The sequence below is a fragment of the Brevundimonas sp. genome (assembly GCF_041919755.1).
Classification (GTDB): Bacteria; Pseudomonadota; Alphaproteobacteria; order Caulobacterales; family Caulobacteraceae; genus Brevundimonas.
The window spans coordinates 59,453-78,088 of record NZ_JAYRTD010000013.1; the positions used below are offsets into that span (position 1 = coordinate 59,453).

The following is an 18,636-nucleotide window of genomic DNA, read 5'->3' on the forward strand; positions in this document are numbered from 1 at the left end:
TCATGCTTCAAGCCGTCGTCGACCGCGCCAGTCGCTCGCTAAGAAAGCCTGCCCTGGTCGTCGCCATTGAACGCCTCGCCAGCGGGGGCTTCCGAACGCTCTGGGCAATCAACGGCCTTCGCAGGGCCGAGGTCGAGGCAGCTGCGCTGGACCTGCTGAAGGCGCTTTCCGACGACCTGTCGGGCTGCCCCGAGTGCGAAGCATGCAAGGCCCGGACGGAACGCGTCGCGGTCGCCATCGCAGCGCTGGAGAACCGGCCCGAGAGCAACCCCCAGGGCGTCCACTGATGCGCCCGCCCTGGTCAGAAGCCGCCGCCCTGATGGGTGCCGCGGGGCTCGCACCGCCCCCTGAGAACTATCGCCCATCCATCTGGAGCCGACACGCCATGCCACCCGCCGCCTTTGCCCTCTTGCCGCGTCTGGACGCGGTCACCAAGCCCATCGTCTTCACCGACGCCGCCGCCCTCGCCGGGCACATCGAACGTGCGCGCGGCGGGCAAGGTCTGGACATGACCGAGATCGAGGACATCCACTTCCTCTGGCGCGCCAACGGCGGCGGGGAAGGCGTCGACGCCCCGCCCGAGGACCGCGACCTGGGCGTCCAGATATGGACCACCCTGATCGACGGCTCACGCGATCGCTGCCTCGGCTGGGCTTGGCTGAACGGCGGCGGACTAGAGGTCCTGACCGCCGCCCTGCGTCGCGCCGGTCAGGCGGCGGTCGCCCGATCGGTCGGGGTGCTGGACGGATCGTCCCTGCGCTGCCGTCAGGCCTATGCCCGTCTGTCTGCCTCGGGCTGGCCCGGCCCCCGCGAAACCTATCGCCCGCGCCCGCGCGACAGCCACTTCAGCCGCGACGATCTGGACCGGGTGCTGCCGTGAGAGCGCTGGACCCCATCCCCGAGCGCCATCCTCGCCTGGTCATCTGGGCTTCCGCCTTCCGCCGCGCAGGATGGCCCCTGCGCCGCATCGCCGAACTGTTCGAGATCGACCCGGCTGAACTCGCCGAGGCGGGGATTGAGCGATGACGTTAGCCCTAGACCTAGCTGAAACAACCGCTCGGGCAGCTGATGAGGCCCTGCGCAAGAAGGCGGACGAACTAGACGCACTTGCGAGAGGGATGGACGACAAGACCCAAGACAGTAAGGGCTACCATCCCAATAGTTTGGCCTGGTTTGCACAAACAGCGCCGCAGTTGAAGAGTGACGCCGCTGCCCTACGAAGCCTCGGTCGCGAAATGCTGAAGGCAGCGCTTCGATGACGGACCGCCCCGACCGCATTCCGCCAAAGGGCCGTCGCGCGACCATCATCCGCGCGACGGCCACCGACGCCCTGCCGCTTTCCGACATCGTCCGCCGCGTCCGCAAGATCGGCGAACTGGCGCACCGGGACCCCTCCATCGACAGGCTGAAGACGAATGCCGCCGTGCGCGATCTGCGGGCTGCTGGATGCCTCTCGCGGACGCCCACGGGCTATCGCGCCACATCGGCCGGCATCGCGCTGCTGCGCGCCAGCGAGGGCTGCCATGGCTAGACCAGCTGGCCGCGCCGAACTGATCGAATGCCGTGTGGGAGACTGCGGTTGCCCCGAGGAAGAGTATCTGTTCGACGGTATCAATCTGATCGTTCATTTCGAGCCGGACGGGTCCGCCGACGCATTTATGGATGGCGGCGATTGGGGAGAGTGCGAGACGACAGTCGAGGGGGTGACACGGTTCGCCGCGAGGGTCGCTGTTCTGGCATGGGCTGACAGTGTGGTGCGGGGCCCGGCAACATGACGCCCAAGCGCTCCCGCCGTCACGTCCTACGCAAGAGCGATCTGGACACCGCCTATCGGTTTGCCGCCGAGAACGGTCTAGCCGTGCGCGGCCTGACCGTGGCGGTCGACGGCGCCTTCTCCTTTGACTTCGGACCCCCTGGCACGACTAATGACGACGCGGTCGATCGCGAACTCGCCGCGTTAGAGGAACGCCATGGTGAGCGTCGTGCTTAAAGGGGTCGTCAAGGTCACGGCCAAGGGCCGGACCTATTACTACGCCTGGCGCGGCGGACCCCGTCTGGACGGCAAGCCGGGATCGCCCGAGTTCATCGCCAGCTTCAACGAAGCCGTGGCGTCGCGACGGACCGCCGACGACGGCAAGATCAGAGGGCTGGTCGCCCACTACCGGGCCTCGCCCGCCTTCACCGGGCTCGCGCCGACGACCCGCAAGATTTGGACGCGATGGCTGGACCGGGTCGTCGAACGCTTTGGCGACTATCGCGTGGGACTTTTCGATCACCCCGAGAAGATCAGGCCCATCATCAAACGCTGGCGTGACACCTGGGCGGACCGCCCGCGCAGCGCCGACTATGCCATCCAGGTCCTGTCCCGCGTCATGACGCATGCCGTTGATCTGGACCGCATCAGCGCCAATCCGTGCGAGGGGATCAAGAGCCTCTATGAGGTCGACCGCGCCGAGACGATCTGGAGCGATGACGATCTGGCAGCCTTCAAAGCCGAAGCGTCTCCCGAGGTCTGGCGCGGTGTCCTGTTGGCATCCCTGACTGGCTTCCGGGCCGAGGACCTGCGACGGCTGTCATGGAACCACATCGGCGAGTTCGAGATCACGATCCCGACCAGCAAGAGCCGTGGCGGGCGGTCCGCTTTCGTCCCGCTCTATGACGCCCTGCGCGACGCGCTGAAGGACATGCCCCGCCGATCGACGACGGTGCTGACGAACGAAAAGGGTCGGCCATGGAAGGACGGGCCAAACGGCAGCGGCTTCCGCGCGGCCCGCGAAGCCGCCCTGCCCGGTCGCGATCTGCACTTCCATGACCTGCGCGGCACCTTCGCCACCCGCGCGCACCTGGCGGGCCTGTCAAACCGCGAGATCGCCGAACTGCTGGCCTGGGATGAAGCCCGCGTCGACCGCATCATCCGCCGCTACGTCGGACGCAGGGCTATCGCCGAGGGCATGATCCTGAAGCTAAATCGGAACGCTGCCAGAACGGGCTCTGCAAAACCGTAAGCAAAACCGCAGGGGCAAATCCTGCTAAGTATTGGAGCGGGCGGCGGGAATCGAACCCGCACGAAAAGCTTGGGAAGCTTTCAGGCTACCACTACATCACGCCCGCGCTGCCGCAGCCTTAGGCGGTTAGAACCACAAGCTCAAGACGGGGCGGTGCCAGCGGTGCCGCCCCGTCGTCGTTTCTACTCGGCGCGATAGACGACGACACCGTCCACAACCGTCAGGGTCGCCTTGCCCTTGGGGATGTCGGCAAAGGGGGCAGTCATGAGGTCGACGTCGAAGGCGGTCAGGTCGGCCCGCTTGCCGACCTCGATGGTGCCCAGCTCGTCTTCCTGAAAGCTGGCATGGGCGGGCCAGAGGGTGAACATCTTGAGCGCCGTCATCCGATCCACGGCCTCGTTGGGGCGCCAGTCTTGGCCCCGGAAGCCTTCGAGATCGCGCCGGGCAACCGCGGCGTAGAATTCGATCAGGGGCGAGCCGCGCTCGACCGGTGCGTCCGAGCCGCCGACCACCATCACGCCGCGATCCACCAGACTGTGCCAGGCATAGGCACCGTCCAGACGCGCGTCGCCGAGCCGAGCCGGGGCGAAATGCAGGTCGCCGATGGCGTGGCTGGGCTGCATGGAGGCGATGATCGGCAGGTCCACGAAGTCCTGATAATCGGCAGGGCGCAGGATCTGGGCATGTTCGATGCGCCAGCGCACATCGGCACCATCGGGACGTTCGGAGGCAGGGACCGCCGCGAGCGCCCGTGCGTACCAGTCTGCCACGGAGGCGTTGCCGCGATCGCCGATGGCGTGGGTGGCGATCTGGATGCCGCCCCTCAGGGCCGCCTCGTACAGCGGCACGATCTCGGCCTCGGTGATCTGCATCAGGCCCGTGGTATCGGGCCGGTCGGCATAGGGTTCGAACAGGGCCGCACCGCGCGAGCCCAGCGCCCCGTCGGCATAGTATTTGATGGCGCGGGTCACGACCCGCTCGTCCGCAACGCTGCGAGGGCCGCCTGCGATCAGGGCGGCGGCTCCGTCGGGGGTGACGCTGTTATAGACGCGCAAGGGGGCCTCGCCCGCCGCGGCCATCTCTTCCAGCAGGGGAATGTCGCGCCACGGGGCGCTCATGAAATGGATGCCAGTCCAGCCATATTGGGCCTCGACACGGAAGCCCGCGCGATAGGCCTCGCGCAGGGCGGCGGGGTCGGCCTGGGGCATAAGCTGGGCCACAAGCTGTTCGGCGGCATCGACCAGCAGGCCGGTCGGCTGACCGTCGGGGCCCTTCAGGATTTCGCCGCCGGCAGGCGCTTCGGTCGAGGCGGTGATGCCGGTCGCGGTCAGGGCGGCGGTCGAGGCGACCACCGCATGGCCATCGGCGCGGCCCAGCAGGACGACGCGGCCGGGGGCTGCGGCATCCAGATCGGCGGCAGTCAGGAAGCGGGCTTCCGGCCAGCGGGTCTCGATCCAGCCGCGCCCGAAGATGGGGCCGTCCGGGTGGGCCTGAGCCCAGGCGGTCAGCTTGGCCATGGCATCGGCGACCGAGGTCGAACCCTCCAGGTTCAGCGTCAGCTCGCGCCAGCCGATACCGTCCAGATGGGCATGGCCGTCGGTGAAACCGGGAAAGAGGGCTGCGCCCTTCAGATCGATCAGGGTCAGGCCGTCGCCGGTCGGGGCCTGGGCGAAGGAGCCGACATAGTAGATGCGGCCATCCCGCACCTGAACCACCTCGGCGGTCGGGGCGGCCTCGACGCCGGTGTAGATGGGACCGCCCCGGATCAACAGGTTCTGGGCCTGTGCAGACGTGGCGGCACCCGTGAGAAGCAGGGCGAGAGCGAGGTGGCGGATCATGCGAAAGCTCCTTCAAGCAGCCTAGGCCGTGGGACACCGCGGCAAAGAGGTCAAGGCGACAAAAACACAGTCCACTGAGTCCACTCAGTCCACTTCGCTCACCCTACCTGTCCGAAAAGACGACTCTGCCACGAGGATGCGTCAGAAACGGTCGCGCTGGCGATCGGGCGCGATCTTCCCATCTGACGGCAATGAAACTGTTCACCATCGGATATGAGGGCGAGCCACAGGCCGCCGTGATCGACCGGCTGAAGGCTGCGGGTGTTGAGGTGCTTGTGGACGTGCGGGCCGTAGCCGCCTCGCGCCGGGCGGGCTTCTCCAAGACGATCCTGGCCAACAGCCTGCGGGAGGCCGGGATCGACTATCTGCATCTGCGCCCGCTGGGCACGCCCAAGGCTGGTCGCGAGGCGGCGAAGAAGGGCCGGATCGCCGAGATGCGCTACATCTTCGCGGGCCAGATGAGCGAACCGGCGTCTGAAGCGGCCTTCCAGCAGTTGCGAGCGCTGGCTGCCGAGAAGCGGACAGCCCTGCTGTGTTTCGAGGCCGATCATGCCGGCTGCCACCGGGCCGTACTGGCCGAACGGCTGGCGAGCGAGGACGGGTTCGAGGTGGTGAACCTCTAACCCGTCCCCAAGGATCAGGCTGCGGCCTTCCTGCCTTCGAAGTTGCCGTAGAACGTCTCGCCCCTGGCGGCCATGTCGCGCAGCAATTGGGGCGGTGCAAAGCGGTCGCCGTATTGGGCGGCGTACTTGTCCGCCTGTTCGACGAAGGCCTTCAGGCCGATCTGGTCGATGTAGGTGATCGGGCCGCCGGTCCAGGGCGCGAAGCCCCAGGCCAGGATGGCACCGACGTCCGCTTCGCGCGGGTCGTCGATCACGCCCTCTTCCCAGCATTTGGCGACTTCGACAGCCTGACGATACAGCAGACGGCGCTTCTGATCCTCGACCAGTTCGGGCGTCGAATCGTTGATCGTCACCGGGGCCAGGTCGGACAGGCCCTTCCACAGGGTCTTGGGCTTGGTGTCGTAGTCGTAGAAACCCTTGCCGTTCTTGCGACCGTAGCGGCCCAGATCCTCGACCATGGTGCGGACGATCTCGGCCCCTTGCAGCGGGACGTATTTATCGCCCAGGTCGATGGCCGTCTGTTTGGCGACCTTGACCGACAGGTCCAGGGCCACGTCGTCGTGCATTTCCAGCGGGCCGCGCGGCATGCCGGTCATGCGGCCGATATTGTCGATCAGGACGGGGGCATAGCCCTCCTGCAACATGGCCAGACCCTCGGCCACATAGGTGGCGAAGCAGCGCGAGGTGTAGAAACCGCGACCGTCGTTGACGACGATCGGCGTCTTCTTGATCTTCAGGATGTAGTCCAGCGACTTGGCGATGGCCGCCTCGCCGGTCTTCTCGCCCAGGATGATCTCGACCAGCATCATCTTGTCGACGGGCGAGAAAAAGTGGATGCCGATGAAGTCCTCTGGCCGCACGCTGGCCTCGGCCAGGCCCGTGATCGGCAGGGTCGAGGTGTTGGAGCCGAAGATGGCACCGGGCTCCAGCTGGGCCTCGGCGCGCCTGGTGACCTCGGCCTTGATCTCGCGGTTTTCGAACACGGCCTCGATGACCAGATCCGAGCCCTTGATGTGCTCATAGTCGGTGGTGGCGGTGACGGAGGCCAGCAGGGCGTCGAACTTGTCCTGGGTGATCTGGCCGCGCGACAGGCGCTTCTTCAGCAGTTCCTCGACATGGGACTTGCCCTTGTCGGCGGCCTCCTGGGTCTGATCGATCAGGATGGTTTCGATACCGGCCAGGGCCTGCACATAGGCGATACCAGCGCCCATCATGCCGGCACCCAGGACCGTGACCTTCTTGGGATCGGATTTGGGCACGCCGGCGGGGCGGACGGCCCCCTTGTCCAGTTCCTGTTTCGACAGGAACAGCGACCGGATCATGCCCTGGGCCTGGGGCGTCATCAGGGTCTTGATGAAGTAGCGCGTCTCGATACGCAGGGCCGCATCCATCGGCACCTGGGTGCCCTCATAGACAGCCTTCATCAGGTTCACGACGGCGGGATAGTTGCCGTAGGACTGCTTGCGCAGCATGGCGTTGCCGACGATGAAGTTCTGGACGCCGACGGGATGGTAGGGGCCACCGCCGGGCAGTTTGAAGGACTTTTCGTCCCACGGCTGGACGGCCTTGCCGCCGCCCTTGATCCAGGCCTTGGCGGCCTCAACCTCGGTGCCCTTGGCCACGACTTCGTGGACGATGCCCGCGCCTTTGGCGTCGTTCGGGCGGAAGGACTTGCCCTCGCTCATGGCCATCATGGCGGCCTGCACGCCGATCAGTCGCGTCAGGCGCTGGGTGCCACCGCCACCGGGGAACAGGCCGACCTTGATTTCGGGCAAGCCCAGCTGGATCTTGTTGTCGTCGGCGACGACGCGATAGTGGCAGGCCAGGGTCAGTTCCAGACCGCCGCCAAGGGCCAGGCCATTGATCGCGGCCGCCACGGGCTTGCCGCAGGTTTCCAGCGCGCGCAGGGCGCCGTTCAGCTTCCACCCGGCGTCATAGGCGTCCTGCAGCGAGCCCCCCGACAGCATGCCGCCGGCCATGTCGCCCAGGTCGGCGCCGGCGCAGAAGCCGGAGGCCTTGCCCGACGTCAGGACCACGCCCTTGATGACGTCGTCGGTCTTGACCCGCTCGACCCACTCCGGGATTTCCTTCATCACGCCACTGGTCAGGGTGTTCATCGACCGTCCGGGGACGTCGAAGGTGATCAGGGCGATGCCGTCGGCGTCGACGTCGATCTTGAAGTTTTCCATGGTCGTGATCCTCAGACGCGTTCGATGACGGTGGCCGTGCCCATGCCGCCGCCGATGCACAGGGTGATCAGGGCGGTGGACTTGTCCGACCGCTCCAGCTCGTCCAGCACCGTGCCGGTGATCATCGCGCCGGTCGCCCCCAGGGGGTGGCCCATGGCGATCGCCCCGCCGCATACGTTGATCTTGTCAGGGTCGATGTCGAGCGCCTGCATGAAGCGCAGGACGACAGCGGCGAACGCCTCGTTCAGCTCATACAGGTCGATGTCGGTCGATTGCATGCCCAGCTTGGCCAAGAGCTTGTTGGCCACGAACTCCGGCCCGGTCAGCATGATGGAAGGTTCGGAGCCGATCGAGGCGGCCCCGACGATGCGGGCGCGCGGCTTCAGGCCCAGCGCCTTGCCCGCTTCCAGCGAGCCGATCAGGACGCCGGCCGAACCATCGACGATGCCCGACGAGTTGCCGGGCGTGTGGACATGGTTGACGCGCTCGACCTCGGGGTAGCGCTGGTTGATCACCGCGTCGAAGGCCATTTCGCCCATGGCCGCGAACGACGGGTTCAGCGCGCCCAGGGTCTGCATGTCTGTGTTGGGACGGATGGTTTCGTCGCGATCAAGACGAACCAGACCCAGCTGATCCAGTACGGGGACGACCGACTTCTTGAACCGACCCTCTTCCCAGCTGCGGGCCGAGCGCTTGTGGCTCTCGACCGAATAGGCATCCACGTCGTCGCGGCTCAGGCCCCATTTGGAGGCGATCATGTCGGCCGAGACGCCTTGCGGCACGAAATAGGTGGAGAAGGCGCTGGACGGATCGACCGGCCAGGCCCCGCCGTCACTGCCCATCGGCACGCGGCTCATGGCCTCGACGCCGCCGCCGACGGCGAAATCGGCCTCGCCGGACTTCACCTTGGCCGCCGCCATGTTCACCGCCTCCAGGCCCGAGGCGCAGAAGCGGTTGATCTGGACACCGGCCACCGTCTGGGCCCAGCCCGCGTTCAGCACGGCCGTGCGGGCGATGTCCGCCCCCTGTTCGCCCACCGGAGAGACGCAGCCCAGGATGACGTCGTCGACCTTGGAGGTGTCCAGATCGTTGCGGTCGCGCAGCGCCTCCAGCACCTGGGTGGCCAGCGACAGGGCCGTGATCTCGTGCAGAGACCCGTCCTTCTTGCCCTTGCCGCGCGGGGTGCGGACGGCGTCGTAGATGTAGGCTTCGGTCATGGAGAGGTGTCTCTCTTGTTTCTGGGGTCCCTAACGCTCGGCGCACAGCGCCTTGCTGCATGAGGGACAGGGTGCGAATTCGAAACTCGCGGGACAAAAGCCCTACGTTTACGTCAACGTCAAGTATTTAGAGGGTCAGCCGACGTAGCCGGCCTGCATCAGCTCGGCGATGTGGACGATGGCGACAGGGCTGTCGTCCTCGACGATCAGAAGCGTGGCGATCTTGTTCTGGGTCATCAGGTCGATGGCGTCGCTCATGCGCGCGCTAGGATTGATGACCTTGGGCCGGGGGCTCATGACGTCGGCGGCGGTCAGGCCGCTCAGATCGCCGCGCGCAAAGGCCCGGCGCACGTCGCCGTCCGTCACGATCCCGGCCAGGCTGCCGTCGGGATGGACCACGGCGGCGGCCCCCTTGCGGCCCTCGGTGATGGCCGACACGACCTCGGCGAAGCTGGCATCCAGCGGAACCGTGGCGGGTACGGGCGGGCGGTCGCCCATCCAGTCGCGCACGCTTTGCAGGCTCATCCCCAGCTTGCCGCCGGGGTGGTGCAGGCCAAAATCCTCAGCGGTGAAGCCGCGCCGCTCGGTCAGGACCATGGCCAGGGCATCCCCCATGGCCAGGGTCATCAGGGTCGAGGTGGTCGGCGCAAGGCCGTCCGGATGCGCCTCGGGCGCATTGGGCAGGGTCAGGCAGACCGCCGACATCCGGCCCAGGAAGCTGTTCGGCCGCTGAGTGATGCCGATCACCGGAATGCGCTCGCGCTGGCAGTAGATCAGCGGATCGCGCAGTTCACGGCTTTCGCCCGAGTTGGAGATGGCCAGAAGGGTCACATCCTTGCGCAGCATGCCCAGGTCGCCGTGGCTCATCTCAGCCGGGTGGACGAAGAAGGCGTTGGTGCCGGTCGACGCCAGGGTCGCGGCGATCTTGCCACCGATGTGGCCGGACTTGCCCATGCCCGTGACCACCAGATAGCCGGGACGCGACAGGATAATCTCGACCGCCCGGGCCAGGCTGTCGTCGATCGCCGCTTCCAGCTGTTGGAGGGCCGAGATGTTCAGGGCGATCACCTCCCGCGCACGGGCGACCATGGCGGCGGGATCGGCGGAGAGGGGCTCGGTCGTGCTCATGGACAGGGATTTGACCCATCCCCGGCGGTTTCACAATGTTGAGCCGGTTCCCCGTCATGCTGCGCCCGCGAAGAAAAGGTGACGCTTGCAGGGAAACCCCCGGCGGTTGATGCGTTAGGAGGCCCATGGTGACGCTAGAGACGACCCAGGGCGCCGCGACAGCGCGCGCCGACACCCCCGCGCAACTGCCGCCCCCGCCCCTTCGCCTTCACCGCCCGGCCCTGTTTCTGGACATGGACGGCGTCCTGGCCCCCCTGGCCCCTACGCCGGACGATGTGGTCGCCGATCCTCGTCGCACGGCCAGCCTGAAATCGCTGGGCCAGCGCCTATCCGGGAAGGTTGCCATTCTAAGCGGACGCACGATCAGGGAGATCGACCGCATCGCCGACCAGGCGGTGGCTTCCGCCTCGGGCGTGCACGGGCTGGAACGCCGCAGGGCCGATGGCGAGATGTTGCGCTCGGAGCCCGATCCGGCCGTGCGCGAGGCGGTCGAGGCCTTCGATGACTTTGCCCGCACGCGACCCGGCATGATCGTCGAGGACAAGACGGTGGCCGCCGGCCTGCACTTCCGGGGTGCCCCCACCCACGCCGCCGCCGCGGAGGCCCTGGCCGAGCGCCTGGCCGAGGAGACGGGGCTGAGCCTTCAACCCGGCAATCTGGTGGTCGAACTGAAGACGCCGGGATCGGACAAGGGGACCGCCCTGACGGCCTTCATGAACGAGGCGCCCTTCAAGGGGGCCGTACCAATCATGCTGGGCGACGATCTGACGGACGAATACGGCTTCCGGGCCGCCGAGGCACTGGGCGGGTTCGGCGTCCTGGTCGGACCACCGCGCGAAACGGCCGCTCGCTTCGGCCTTCCCGACGTGGACGCCGTGCTGGATTGGCTGGACCGGATCGAGGAGATCGCATGACCCCCAACCTGGATCTCGCCCCCATCGGCAACTGTTCGATCAGCGCCCTGATCGACCGCGAAGGCCGCTTCGTATGGGCCTGCGCCCCGCGTGTCGACGGCGATCCTGTGTTCTCGGCCCTGATGGACGGCAACGATCCCGACCACGGTTTCTGGGACATCCGGCTGGAGGGGCAGGCCTCGGTCGAGCAGGCCTACATCCGCAACACGCCTGTGCTTCGCACCGTACTGACGGCCTCGGACGGTGCCTCCGTCGAGATCATCGACTTCGCCCCTCGCCACATGAAGCACAGCCGCACCTATCGGCCGCTGGCCTTTGGGCGGATCGTGCGTCCGCTGAACGGCTCGCCGAGGATCACTGTGCGGCTACGTCCCTCGGCCGACTGGGGCGCGCGTCGGGCGGAGTGCACCAGTGGATCAAACCACATCCGCTATGTCTGCACCGACGTCACCTTCCGCCTAACCACCGACTGCCCGGTGTCGCATATCCTCGACGAGCGGACGTTCCGTCTCGAAAAGCCCCACGCCTTCTTCCTCGGGCCGGACGAGGGCTATGATCAGGAGGTCGGTGCGGGCGTGCAGGCCGCCCTCGATCGCACGGTTGCCTACTGGCAGGACTGGGTGCGAACGCTCTATCTGCCGCTGGACTGGCAGGAGGCGGTGATCCGCGCCGCCATCACCCTGAAGCTCTGCGCCTACGAGGAGACGGGGGCCATCGTCGCCGCCATGACCACCTCGGTGCCGGAGTTTCCGGAGAGCGGGCGCAACTGGGACTATCGCTACTGCTGGATCCGCGACGCCTATTACACCGTGCGGGCCCTCAATCGGCTGGGGGCCGTCGACATCCTGGAGAACTATCTCGGCTATCTGAGGAACCTCGTCGACCAGTCGGCGGGTGGCCATGTGCAGCCCGTCTATGGCGTCGGTCTGGAAGAAGATATCGACGAGCGGATCACCGAAACGGTCGCCGGTTATCGCGGCATGAAGCCGGTCCGCGTCGGCAATCAGGCGCGCGAGCACTTGCAGCACGACGTCTATGGCCAGATCGTCCTGCCCTTGGTCCAGAGCTTCTACGATCAGCGACTGCTGCGTCCCGGCACGGTCGAGGACTTCCACGCCCTGGAAAGGGTCGGCGACCGGGCCTTCGCCATGCATGATCAGGTCGATGCCGGTCTGTGGGAGTTCCGCACCATCGCGCGGGTCCATACCTATTCCTCGGTCATGTGCTGGGCCGCCTGCGACCGTCTGGCCAAGGCGGCGGCGCATCTGGGCCTTGGGGATCGGGCGACCCTCTGGCGCGAGCGGGCGGACATCATCCATAAGCGCGTCGAGGCGGAGACGTTCCTGCCGGATGAAGGCCGGTTCGCCGCCAGTTTCGGCAATCGCGAGCTGGATGCCAGCCTGCTCCAGATGACCGATCTGGGCTTCATCGATCCGATGGACCCGCGCCAGGTCGCGACCTTCGACGCCATCGAGCGCGATCTGAAAAAGGGACCCTATCTGTTCCGTTACGTCGAGCCGGACGATTTCGGCGAGCCGGAGACGGCCTTCAACTTCTGCACCTTCTGGTTCATCGAAGCTCTGCACCAGAACGGACGTACCGAGGAGGCGCGCGAAATCTTCGAACAGATGCTTAGCCGCCGAACCCATGCGGGCCTGCTCAGCGAGGACATCTCCTTGGGCGACAACGAGCTGTGGGGGAACTATCCGCAGACCTATTCGCTGGTGGGCATCATCAACTGCGCGGTCCTGCTCAGCCGATCCTGGACGGACGCGCGATGAAGGCCGCCGCATCATTCCTCCCCCCTTGGGGGAGGGGGACCGCGAAGCGGTGGAGGGGGCCAACCCCAGACACCGGCAGCGCGGCCTGCCCCCTCCACCACCCTTCGGGTTGGTTCCCCTCCCTCGGTGGGGGAGGAATGCGAACTCTCCAGCCGCCTGTTCGTTAGTCGCCCATGAGCCGCCTGATCGTCGTTTCCAACCGCGTCTCTGCCCCCAAGGACCCCTCCGCCGGGTCCGCGGGTGGTCTGGCCATGGCCCTGTCGGCGGCGCTGAAGACCTATGACGGACTGTGGTTCGGCTGGTCCGGCGAAACCGTCGAGCATTTCACCGGCGAGGCCAAGATCGAGGATCGGGCGGGCGTCACGGTCGCCCTGGTCGACCTGGAGGCGCAGGACGTCGGCGAATATTACAACGGCTATGCCAACAAGACCCTGTGGCCGCTGTTCCACCACCGGGTCGATCTGACCGCCTATGAGCGCACCTATGGCGAGGGCTACGAGCGGACCAACGCCCGCTTCGCCGAGGTTCTGGCTCCGCTGATCCAACCGGACGACATCATCTGGGTCCATGACTATCACATGATCCCCATGGCGCGGGACCTGCGACGGCTGGGCATCAGGAACCGGATCGGCTTCTTCCTGCACACGCCCTGGCCCGCGCGTCAGCTGCTGGTCACCCTTCCGCACCACCGTCGGCTGGTGGAGTCGATGTTCGACTACGATCTGATCGGTTTTCACACCCGCGAATGGCTGGACCTGTTCCGCGACTATGTGGCCTCCGAACCGAGCGTGGACGGCAAACTTCTTCCCAACGATGCGCTGGAAGCCTTCGGCAAGACGGTCCAGACCGGCGTCTTTCCCATCGGCATCGACGTCGAGGGCTTTCTCGACGCCCGGAATTCCGCCTTCGGGCGTCGCACCTACGACCGGATGGCGGCCTCCTCGGCGTTTCGCTCCATGATGGTGGGCGTCGACCGGCTGGATTATTCCAAGGGTCTGGAGGAACGGCTGCTGGGCTATGAGCAGTTCCTGCACGATAACGCCGACATGCGCGGACAGGTCTTCCTCTTGCAGGTCACGCCGATCAGCCGGGACGACGTCGACACCTATCAGGACATTCGCGGGCGGCTGGATTCCCTGGCCGGGCGGGTCAATGGCGAATATGCCGACATGGACTGGCAGCCCATCCGCTACATCAACCGCACCTATCGCCGGGACCAGCTGGCGGGCATCTATCGCGCCGCTCGCGTCGGCTTGGTGACGCCCCTGCGCGACGGCATGAACCTGGTCGCCAAGGAATATGTCGCGGCCCAGAATCCGGACGATCCCGGCGTCCTGGTCCTGTCGCGCTTTGCCGGGGCGGCCGAACAGATGGGCGAGGCCCTGCTGGTCAATCCGTTTAGTCGTGAAGAGGTCGCCGACGCGATCAAGCGCGCCCTGACCATGCCGCTGGAAGAGCGCAGGCGGAAATGGCAGGCCCTGATGCAGGTGGTGCGCGACACCGATGTCAGCGTCTGGCGGGACGACTTCGTTTCGACGCTGCGTGCGATCGAGCGGCCCGCGAACGGGGATGATGACATCACCCCCGCCAACGCAGCCTGAGCCTCATGCGGCGTTAAGGGCCATCACTTCCCCATCCCGGGCGTCGGCACGCATGCGGGCAGGGCGCTGCGCCAGCCGCTCTGCATAGGCGTCCAGCAGGGGGCTTTCCGGCAGGAAGGACCTGGCCCAGGCCAGGCTGGACCCCACCATGATGTCCGCAACCGTGAACCGCCCGCCCATCAGATAGGGTCCGACCCACAGGGCCTCCAGCAGCCGATCCGCAGCCGCCTGATACCGCGTCCTGGCCAGAGGATCGCGGTCCGCCTCGCCGGTCATCTTGGACCAGATGGCCGGTTCCAGCTCGCCAACCGCCCAGCAGATCCAGGTCAGCAAAGCACCCCGCTCGGCCGATCCCGGCAGGGCGCCCAGATCGGCGTCCGGGAACATGTCCACGAGATACAGGGCGATGGCGGCGGACTCGGTGATCACGGCCTGATCGTGACGCAGAGCCGGCACCTTGCCGTCCGGATGCGGATTGGCCGGATCGGCCTCGCCGACCACCTGACCGTTGCGCACGGCGATCTGGCAGTAGCGGACCTGACAATCGATGCCGAGCTCCTCAATCAGCCAGACCATCCGCGACGACCGCGACTGGGGCGCGTGGAAGAGGGTGAGCATGTTGAAATCTCCCTTCGTTGTTGGCGCTATCGCTCGCCGCGCGGCGGCTCGCTGCTTGAGCGCCTCGGCAGCCCCTCGCCGCCGACACCCTTGAACTACTGCCACCCTGCTGCCAGCATGCTGTCAGCAGTGATGCGGCATCTTGGTTTTGTCATCGAGAAAGGAGCCCGCGCTCAAGCCGCAAACGACCGCGTCGTTTGCGACGACGCCACCAAGTCGGCGCTCAAGTAGCGAGCCGCCGCGCGGCAAGCGTTAGCGCCCACAAACATGAGACGCGCCGACCGTCTGTTCCAGATCATCCAGGTGCTGCGCCGGTCGTCCAGGCCGGTGACGGCCGACGCCATGGCGGCGGAGCTGGAAACCTCCAAACGCTCCATCTATCGCGACATCGCCACCCTCATGGGCCAACGCGTGCCGATCCGGGGAGAGGCAGGGATCGGCTATGTACTTGACGGCGGCTTCGACATGCCGCCGCTGATGCTGACCTCGGACGAGGTGGAGGCGGCGGTGCTGGGGGCGCAATGGGTGGCCGGGCGCGGCGATCCCGGTCTGGCCCGCGCGGCCAACGATCTGATCGCGAAGATCGCGGCGACCGTGCCCGAGCGGCTGCGCCCCGTGATCATGGAGCCGGCGGTATCCACGCCGCCTGCCTGGCAGCATGCGGTCGAGACCCTGGACATGGCGCGCGTCCGCGCGGCGATCCATGCGGGGCGAAAGCTGCGGCTTCATTACGCCGACGAACAGGGGCGCGAGACGCAGCGGATCATCTGGCCTTGCCTGGTCGGCTATCGCGAGACGACGCGCCTGCTGGTCGGCTGGTGCGAGACGCGCGACGACTTTCGCACCTTCCGCACGGATCGGGTGGTCGAGGCCGATTATCTGGACGACCGCTATCCGGGCCGTCCTGCCGCACTGCGTGCGCGCTGGTTCAAGCTGATCGAGGCCGAGCGGGCGAAGTGGGCGGCGCAGGGCATTAGCGAACCCTGCGCCTGAGCCCCGTCAGTAGATTTCGAACAGGCCCGCCGCGCCCATGCCGCCGCCGATGCACATGGTGACGACACCGTATTTGGCCCCGCGACGCTTGCCCTCGATCAGGACATGGCCGGTCATGCGGGCCCCCGACATGCCATAGGGGTGGCCGATGGAGATGGCCCCGCCGGACACATTGAGCCGGTCCATTGGAATGCCGAGCGTGTCGGCGCAGTACAGAACCTGCGACGCGAAGGCCTCGTTCAGCTCCCAGATACCGATGTCGTCGATGGTCAGGCCGTGGCGGCGCAGCAGGATCGGCACGGCATAGACCGGACCGATGCCCATTTCGTCCGGCTCGCACCCGGCCACGGCCATGCCGCGATAGGCCCCGAGCGGTTGCAGGCTGCGCTTCACCGCCTCGCCCGCCTCCATGATCACGCAGGCCGAGGCCCCGTCGGACAGCTGGGAAGCATTGCCGGCGGTGATGAACTCGCCTTGCTGGATTTCCTCGCCGCCGCCGAAGACGGGCTTGAGCGCCTTCAGGCCTTCCAGCGTCGTGTCGGCACGGTTGCCCTCGTCCTTGGACAGCGTGACTTCCTTGGCCGAGGCCTGGCCGGTCGCCTTGTCCACGACCTGCATGGTGGTGGTCATCGGCACGATCTCGGCATCCAGCCGACCTTCGGCCTGCGCCTGGGCCGTCCGCTGCTGGGACTGGAGCGCATATTCATCCTGGCGATCGCGCGAGATGCCGTATCGACGCGACACGACCTCTGCCGTCTCCAGCATCGACATATAGATGTGCGGGGCCTGTTTCAGCAGCGCCTCATCCTTCATCCGGTACAGGTTCATATGCTGGTTCTGGACCAGGGAGATGCTCTCCAGCCCGCCGCCGACCGCCATCTTCTGGTGGTCATAGATCACCTGCTTGGCCGCCGTGGCGATGCCCATCAGGCCAGAGGCGCACTGACGATCCAGGCTCATGCCCGGTACCGTCACCGGCAGGCCGGCGGCCAGGGCGACCTGGCGCGCCACATTGGTGCCGGTCGAACCCTGCTGCAGGGCCGCACCCATGATCACGTCCTCGATCTCGGCCGGATCGACGCCGGCGCGCTGGACGGCGTGGCGGACGGCGTGGGCCCCCAGCTGCTGAGCCTGGGTGTCGTTGAACGCCCCGCGATAGGCGCGCCCGATGGGGGTTCGGGCGGTCGAGACGATGACGGCTTCACGCATGGCATTCTTCCTTCATGGCGCTAACGCTCGCGACGCGGTCGCTCGCTGCTTGAGCGCGGGTTACCTCAGTAAGGACTGTAAGCGCTTGCCGTCGGGTCAAGGCAAGGGTGACTCAATGGACAGGTCGTGATGTCAGCTATGCGCCTTCTGGGCCTTGGACAGCTCGATCATTCCCTGGGCGGCCCCCATGTCCGGAACGATCTCTCCGGCGCGGTCTGAAATCTCGGCGAAGCGGGCGGCGACCTGTTCCGGGGCGTCGTCGCCGTCGATGAACGCCCCTTGGGTCAGGGTGACATAGGCGCGCTCGAACCCGCCGGCACCGGCGGCCAGGATGCAGCGGCTGGGTGCGTCCTCGCTGACCAGATACAGCAGGCCCGGCGTGACGCGGTCGGGCCCCAGTTTCTCCAGCGGCAGGGCTGCCCCCAGATCCTCGGTCATGCGGGTATGGGCGGTGGGGGCCAGGCAGTTGACGCGGATGTCGTTTTTGGCCCCTTCGATCGACAGGGTCTGCATCAGGCCCACCAGGGCCATCTTGGCCGCGCCATAGTTGGACTGGCCGAAATTGCCATACAGCCCCGATGACGATGTGGTCATGACGATGCGGCCATAGTTCCGGGTCCGCATGATCTCCCACACCGCCTTGGTGCAGTTCACCGCCCCCATCAGATGGACGTCGACGACAAAACGGAAATCCTCCAGCTCCATCTTGGCGAAGGTCTTGTCGCGTAGTACGCCAGCGTTGTTCACCAGGATATCGACCCGGCCCCATTTGGCCATGACCTCATCCACCATGGCCTGGACCGCCGCCGCATCCGTGACCGAGGCCGCATTGGCCATGGCCTCTCCGCCCGCGGCCACGATCTCGGCGACGACGCTTTCCGCGGCCGTAGCTGAGCCGCCAGAGCCATCGCGAGCGCCGCCGAAGTCATTGACGACCACCTTGGCCCCGCGCTTGGCCAATGCCAGTGCATGCTCGCGACCCAAACCGCCGCCAGCCCCGGTCACGATGGCCACCCGGCCCCCGAATGTCATGGTCATGCGTCAGTTTCTCCTGGATTATTCCAGTCTTCCCTATTGCCGGAAACGAAACAAGGAAACCAGCTTGGCGCGACGCGCCTACTTCAGGCTACAACACACCTCCCCCCAACCCCCGGGCCGGAAACTGCTCTGCCAGAAAGCGGCAAGGAGCAGCAAACGCCGTTAACGCGGCTAAATATGTTGAAATGGCGCCACAGTTGCCGCATTGCAGGCGGGAACGCGGAACCCGAGCGCCACAATGTCGTTCGGCCACCGAGTGTCACGTGTAAAGACGTGTACATCCGACAATCACGAGTATGAGGACTATCATGAAGCTGAAACTTCTTGCTGGCGTCGCTTTGGCGAGCCTGTTCACTGCCGGAACGGCTTCGGCGGAGCCGAATGGCTGGTACGGTGCGATCGACGCTGGCTATCACACGATCTCGGACGATCTTGAGCTGGTTTCGCAGACCAACGGTCCGGTCCTGAACTTTGACACCGAC

The 18,636-nt window shown here is 66.4% G+C and carries 19 protein-coding genes and 1 tRNA gene; 12 read left to right on the forward strand and 8 right to left on the reverse strand.

All coding sequences use genetic code 11. The annotated features are described in order from the left end of the window. Positions 1 to 2: 2 nt before the first annotated feature. The 7 genes from ACE3TH_RS13625 to ACE3TH_RS13655 all read left to right on the forward strand — a co-directional run bounded on the left by ACE3TH_RS13625 (position 3) and on the right by ACE3TH_RS13655 (position 3,005). A complete protein-coding gene (locus ACE3TH_RS13625; protein WP_374600497.1) occupies positions 3 to 287 on the forward strand; it encodes a hypothetical protein in 285 nt (94 codons plus the stop codon). After that, on the forward strand, positions 287 to 880 hold the full coding sequence (locus ACE3TH_RS13630) for a hypothetical protein (RefSeq protein ID WP_374600499.1): 594 nt from the start codon (positions 287 to 289) through the stop codon (positions 878 to 880). The genes ACE3TH_RS13625 and ACE3TH_RS13630 overlap by 1 nt, the downstream gene beginning before the upstream one ends. Beyond that, complete coding sequence (locus tag ACE3TH_RS13635; protein ID WP_374600500.1) at positions 877 to 1,026, forward strand: hypothetical protein; 150 nt, start codon at positions 877 to 879, stop codon at positions 1,024 to 1,026. The genes ACE3TH_RS13630 and ACE3TH_RS13635 overlap by 4 nt, the downstream gene beginning before the upstream one ends. 229 nt (positions 1,027 to 1,255) lie before the next feature. Beyond that, positions 1,256 to 1,531 (forward strand): hypothetical protein, encoded by a 276-nt coding sequence (locus ACE3TH_RS13640; protein WP_374600502.1) that lies wholly within the window; start codon positions 1,256 to 1,258, stop codon positions 1,529 to 1,531. After that, positions 1,524 to 1,775 (forward strand): hypothetical protein, encoded by a 252-nt coding sequence (locus ACE3TH_RS13645; RefSeq protein WP_374600504.1) that lies wholly within the window; start codon positions 1,524 to 1,526, stop codon positions 1,773 to 1,775. The genes ACE3TH_RS13640 and ACE3TH_RS13645 overlap by 8 nt, the downstream gene beginning before the upstream one ends. Further along, positions 1,772 to 1,990 carry a hypothetical protein gene (locus ACE3TH_RS13650; protein ID WP_374600506.1) on the forward strand — a complete coding sequence of 73 codons (219 nt, stop codon included), beginning with the start codon at positions 1,772 to 1,774 and terminating at the stop codon, positions 1,988 to 1,990. The genes ACE3TH_RS13645 and ACE3TH_RS13650 overlap by 4 nt, the downstream gene beginning before the upstream one ends. After that, entirely contained in the window at positions 1,971 to 3,005 is a 1,035-nt protein-coding gene (locus ACE3TH_RS13655) for a tyrosine-type recombinase/integrase (protein ID WP_374600507.1), read from the forward strand. The genes ACE3TH_RS13650 and ACE3TH_RS13655 overlap by 20 nt, the downstream gene beginning before the upstream one ends. 32 nt (positions 3,006 to 3,037) lie before the next feature. Here ACE3TH_RS13655 and ACE3TH_RS13660 read toward each other — a convergent pair. Together ACE3TH_RS13660 and ACE3TH_RS13665 are read right to left on the reverse strand one after the other, a co-directional pair. After that, positions 3,038 to 3,111: transfer RNA gene (locus ACE3TH_RS13660), tRNA-Gly, on the reverse strand. Positions 3,112 to 3,187: 76 nt separating this feature from the next. Beyond that, the gene (locus tag ACE3TH_RS13665; RefSeq protein ID WP_374600509.1) at positions 3,188 to 4,843 is read right to left on the reverse strand and encodes an amidohydrolase; all 1,656 of its coding nucleotides are present in this window, start codon (positions 4,841 to 4,843) and stop codon (positions 3,188 to 3,190) included. A gap of 191 nt (positions 4,844 to 5,034) precedes the next feature. On the opposite strand from ACE3TH_RS13665, the gene ACE3TH_RS13670 reads away from it, so the two are divergent. Continuing rightward, on the forward strand, positions 5,035 to 5,466 hold the full coding sequence (locus tag ACE3TH_RS13670; protein WP_374600511.1) for a DUF488 family protein: 432 nt from the start codon (positions 5,035 to 5,037) through the stop codon (positions 5,464 to 5,466). 14 nt (positions 5,467 to 5,480) lie between these two features. Here ACE3TH_RS13670 and ACE3TH_RS13675 read toward each other — a convergent pair whose 3' ends face one another. From ACE3TH_RS13675 to ACE3TH_RS13685, 3 genes are all read right to left on the reverse strand, one after another. Then, positions 5,481 to 7,655, reverse strand: coding sequence for a 3-hydroxyacyl-CoA dehydrogenase NAD-binding domain-containing protein (locus tag ACE3TH_RS13675; RefSeq protein WP_374600513.1), 2,175 nt, complete (start codon positions 7,653 to 7,655; stop codon positions 5,481 to 5,483). Positions 7,656 to 7,666: 11 nt separating this feature from the next. After that, on the reverse strand, positions 7,667 to 8,872 hold the full coding sequence (locus ACE3TH_RS13680; protein WP_374600515.1) for an acetyl-CoA C-acetyltransferase: 1,206 nt from the start codon (positions 8,870 to 8,872) through the stop codon (positions 7,667 to 7,669). 135 nt (positions 8,873 to 9,007) lie between these two features. Beyond that, a complete protein-coding gene (locus ACE3TH_RS13685) occupies positions 9,008 to 10,000 on the reverse strand; it encodes an SIS domain-containing protein (RefSeq protein WP_374600516.1) in 993 nt (330 codons plus the stop codon). Between the two features lie 125 nt (positions 10,001 to 10,125). On the opposite strand from ACE3TH_RS13685, the gene otsB reads away from it, so the two are divergent. The 3 genes from otsB (at position 10,126) to ACE3TH_RS13700 (ending at position 14,296) form a co-directional block, all read left to right on the forward strand. Beyond that, positions 10,126 to 10,914, forward strand: coding sequence for a trehalose-phosphatase (gene otsB / locus ACE3TH_RS13690; RefSeq protein WP_374600517.1), 789 nt, complete (start codon positions 10,126 to 10,128; stop codon positions 10,912 to 10,914). After that, a complete protein-coding gene (locus ACE3TH_RS13695) occupies positions 10,911 to 12,695 on the forward strand; it encodes a glycoside hydrolase family 15 protein (RefSeq protein ID WP_374600518.1) in 1,785 nt (594 codons plus the stop codon). The genes otsB and ACE3TH_RS13695 overlap by 4 nt, the downstream gene beginning before the upstream one ends. A gap of 173 nt (positions 12,696 to 12,868) precedes the next feature. Beyond that, on the forward strand, positions 12,869 to 14,296 hold the full coding sequence (locus ACE3TH_RS13700; protein WP_374600520.1) for a trehalose-6-phosphate synthase: 1,428 nt from the start codon (positions 12,869 to 12,871) through the stop codon (positions 14,294 to 14,296). A 3-nt stretch (positions 14,297 to 14,299) separates the two neighbouring features. On the opposite strand, the gene ACE3TH_RS13705 is transcribed toward ACE3TH_RS13700, so the two are convergent. Continuing rightward, positions 14,300 to 14,914: a glutathione S-transferase family protein gene (locus tag ACE3TH_RS13705; protein ID WP_374600522.1), complete on the reverse strand. Its 615-nt coding sequence runs from the start codon at positions 14,912 to 14,914 to the stop codon at positions 14,300 to 14,302. 267 nt (positions 14,915 to 15,181) lie between these two features. Here ACE3TH_RS13705 and ACE3TH_RS13710 point away from each other — a divergent pair, with 267 nt between their 5' ends. Continuing rightward, positions 15,182 to 15,907 carry a helix-turn-helix transcriptional regulator gene (locus ACE3TH_RS13710; protein ID WP_374600524.1) on the forward strand — a complete coding sequence of 242 codons (726 nt, stop codon included), beginning with the start codon at positions 15,182 to 15,184 and terminating at the stop codon, positions 15,905 to 15,907. A 6-nt stretch (positions 15,908 to 15,913) separates the two neighbouring features. Here the strand turns inward: ACE3TH_RS13710 and ACE3TH_RS13715 are convergent, their stop codons facing one another. Further along, the gene (locus tag ACE3TH_RS13715; RefSeq protein WP_374600526.1) at positions 15,914 to 17,116 is read right to left on the reverse strand and encodes an acetyl-CoA C-acyltransferase; all 1,203 of its coding nucleotides are present in this window, start codon (positions 17,114 to 17,116) and stop codon (positions 15,914 to 15,916) included. Positions 17,117 to 17,248: 132 nt separating this feature from the next. Then, on the reverse strand, positions 17,249 to 18,148 hold the full coding sequence (locus ACE3TH_RS13720; protein WP_374600528.1) for an SDR family NAD(P)-dependent oxidoreductase: 900 nt from the start codon (positions 18,146 to 18,148) through the stop codon (positions 17,249 to 17,251). Positions 18,149 to 18,636 lie beyond the last annotated feature (488 nt).

Bases quoted from the DNA above. Each gene is read 5' to 3' on its own strand.
- ACE3TH_RS13675 (WP_374600513.1), bottom strand. From the start codon at position 7,655: ATGGAAAACTTCAAGATCGACGTCGACGCCGACGGCATCGCCCTGATC.
- ACE3TH_RS13715 (WP_374600526.1), bottom strand. From the start codon at position 17,116: ATGCGTGAAGCCGTCATCGTCTCGACCGCCCGAACCCCCATCGGGCGC.
- ACE3TH_RS13625 (WP_374600497.1), top strand. From the start codon at position 3: ATGCTTCAAGCCGTCGTCGACCGCGCCAGTCGCTCGCTAAGAAAGCCT.
- ACE3TH_RS13700 (WP_374600520.1), top strand. From the start codon at position 12,869: ATGAGCCGCCTGATCGTCGTTTCCAACCGCGTCTCTGCCCCCAAGGAC.
- ACE3TH_RS13680 (WP_374600515.1), bottom strand. From the start codon at position 8,872: ATGACCGAAGCCTACATCTACGACGCCGTCCGCACCCCGCGCGGCAAG.
- ACE3TH_RS13695 (WP_374600518.1), top strand. From the start codon at position 10,911: ATGACCCCCAACCTGGATCTCGCCCCCATCGGCAACTGTTCGATCAGC.
- ACE3TH_RS13630 (WP_374600499.1), top strand. From the start codon at position 287: ATGCGCCCGCCCTGGTCAGAAGCCGCCGCCCTGATGGGTGCCGCGGGG.
- ACE3TH_RS13720 (WP_374600528.1), bottom strand. From the start codon at position 18,148: ATGACATTCGGGGGCCGGGTGGCCATCGTGACCGGGGCTGGCGGCGGT.
- ACE3TH_RS13665 (WP_374600509.1), bottom strand. From the start codon at position 4,843: ATGATCCGCCACCTCGCTCTCGCCCTGCTTCTCACGGGTGCCGCCACG.
- ACE3TH_RS13670 (WP_374600511.1), top strand. From the start codon at position 5,035: ATGAAACTGTTCACCATCGGATATGAGGGCGAGCCACAGGCCGCCGTG.
- ACE3TH_RS13640 (WP_374600502.1), top strand. From the start codon at position 1,256: ATGACGGACCGCCCCGACCGCATTCCGCCAAAGGGCCGTCGCGCGACC.
- ACE3TH_RS13650 (WP_374600506.1), top strand. From the start codon at position 1,772: ATGACGCCCAAGCGCTCCCGCCGTCACGTCCTACGCAAGAGCGATCTG.
- ACE3TH_RS13710 (WP_374600524.1), top strand. From the start codon at position 15,182: ATGAGACGCGCCGACCGTCTGTTCCAGATCATCCAGGTGCTGCGCCGG.
- ACE3TH_RS13655 (WP_374600507.1), top strand. From the start codon at position 1,971: ATGGTGAGCGTCGTGCTTAAAGGGGTCGTCAAGGTCACGGCCAAGGGC.
- ACE3TH_RS13705 (WP_374600522.1), bottom strand. From the start codon at position 14,914: ATGCTCACCCTCTTCCACGCGCCCCAGTCGCGGTCGTCGCGGATGGTC.
- ACE3TH_RS13645 (WP_374600504.1), top strand. From the start codon at position 1,524: ATGGCTAGACCAGCTGGCCGCGCCGAACTGATCGAATGCCGTGTGGGA.
- otsB (WP_374600517.1), top strand. From the start codon at position 10,126: ATGGTGACGCTAGAGACGACCCAGGGCGCCGCGACAGCGCGCGCCGAC.
- ACE3TH_RS13685 (WP_374600516.1), bottom strand. From the start codon at position 10,000: ATGAGCACGACCGAGCCCCTCTCCGCCGATCCCGCCGCCATGGTCGCC.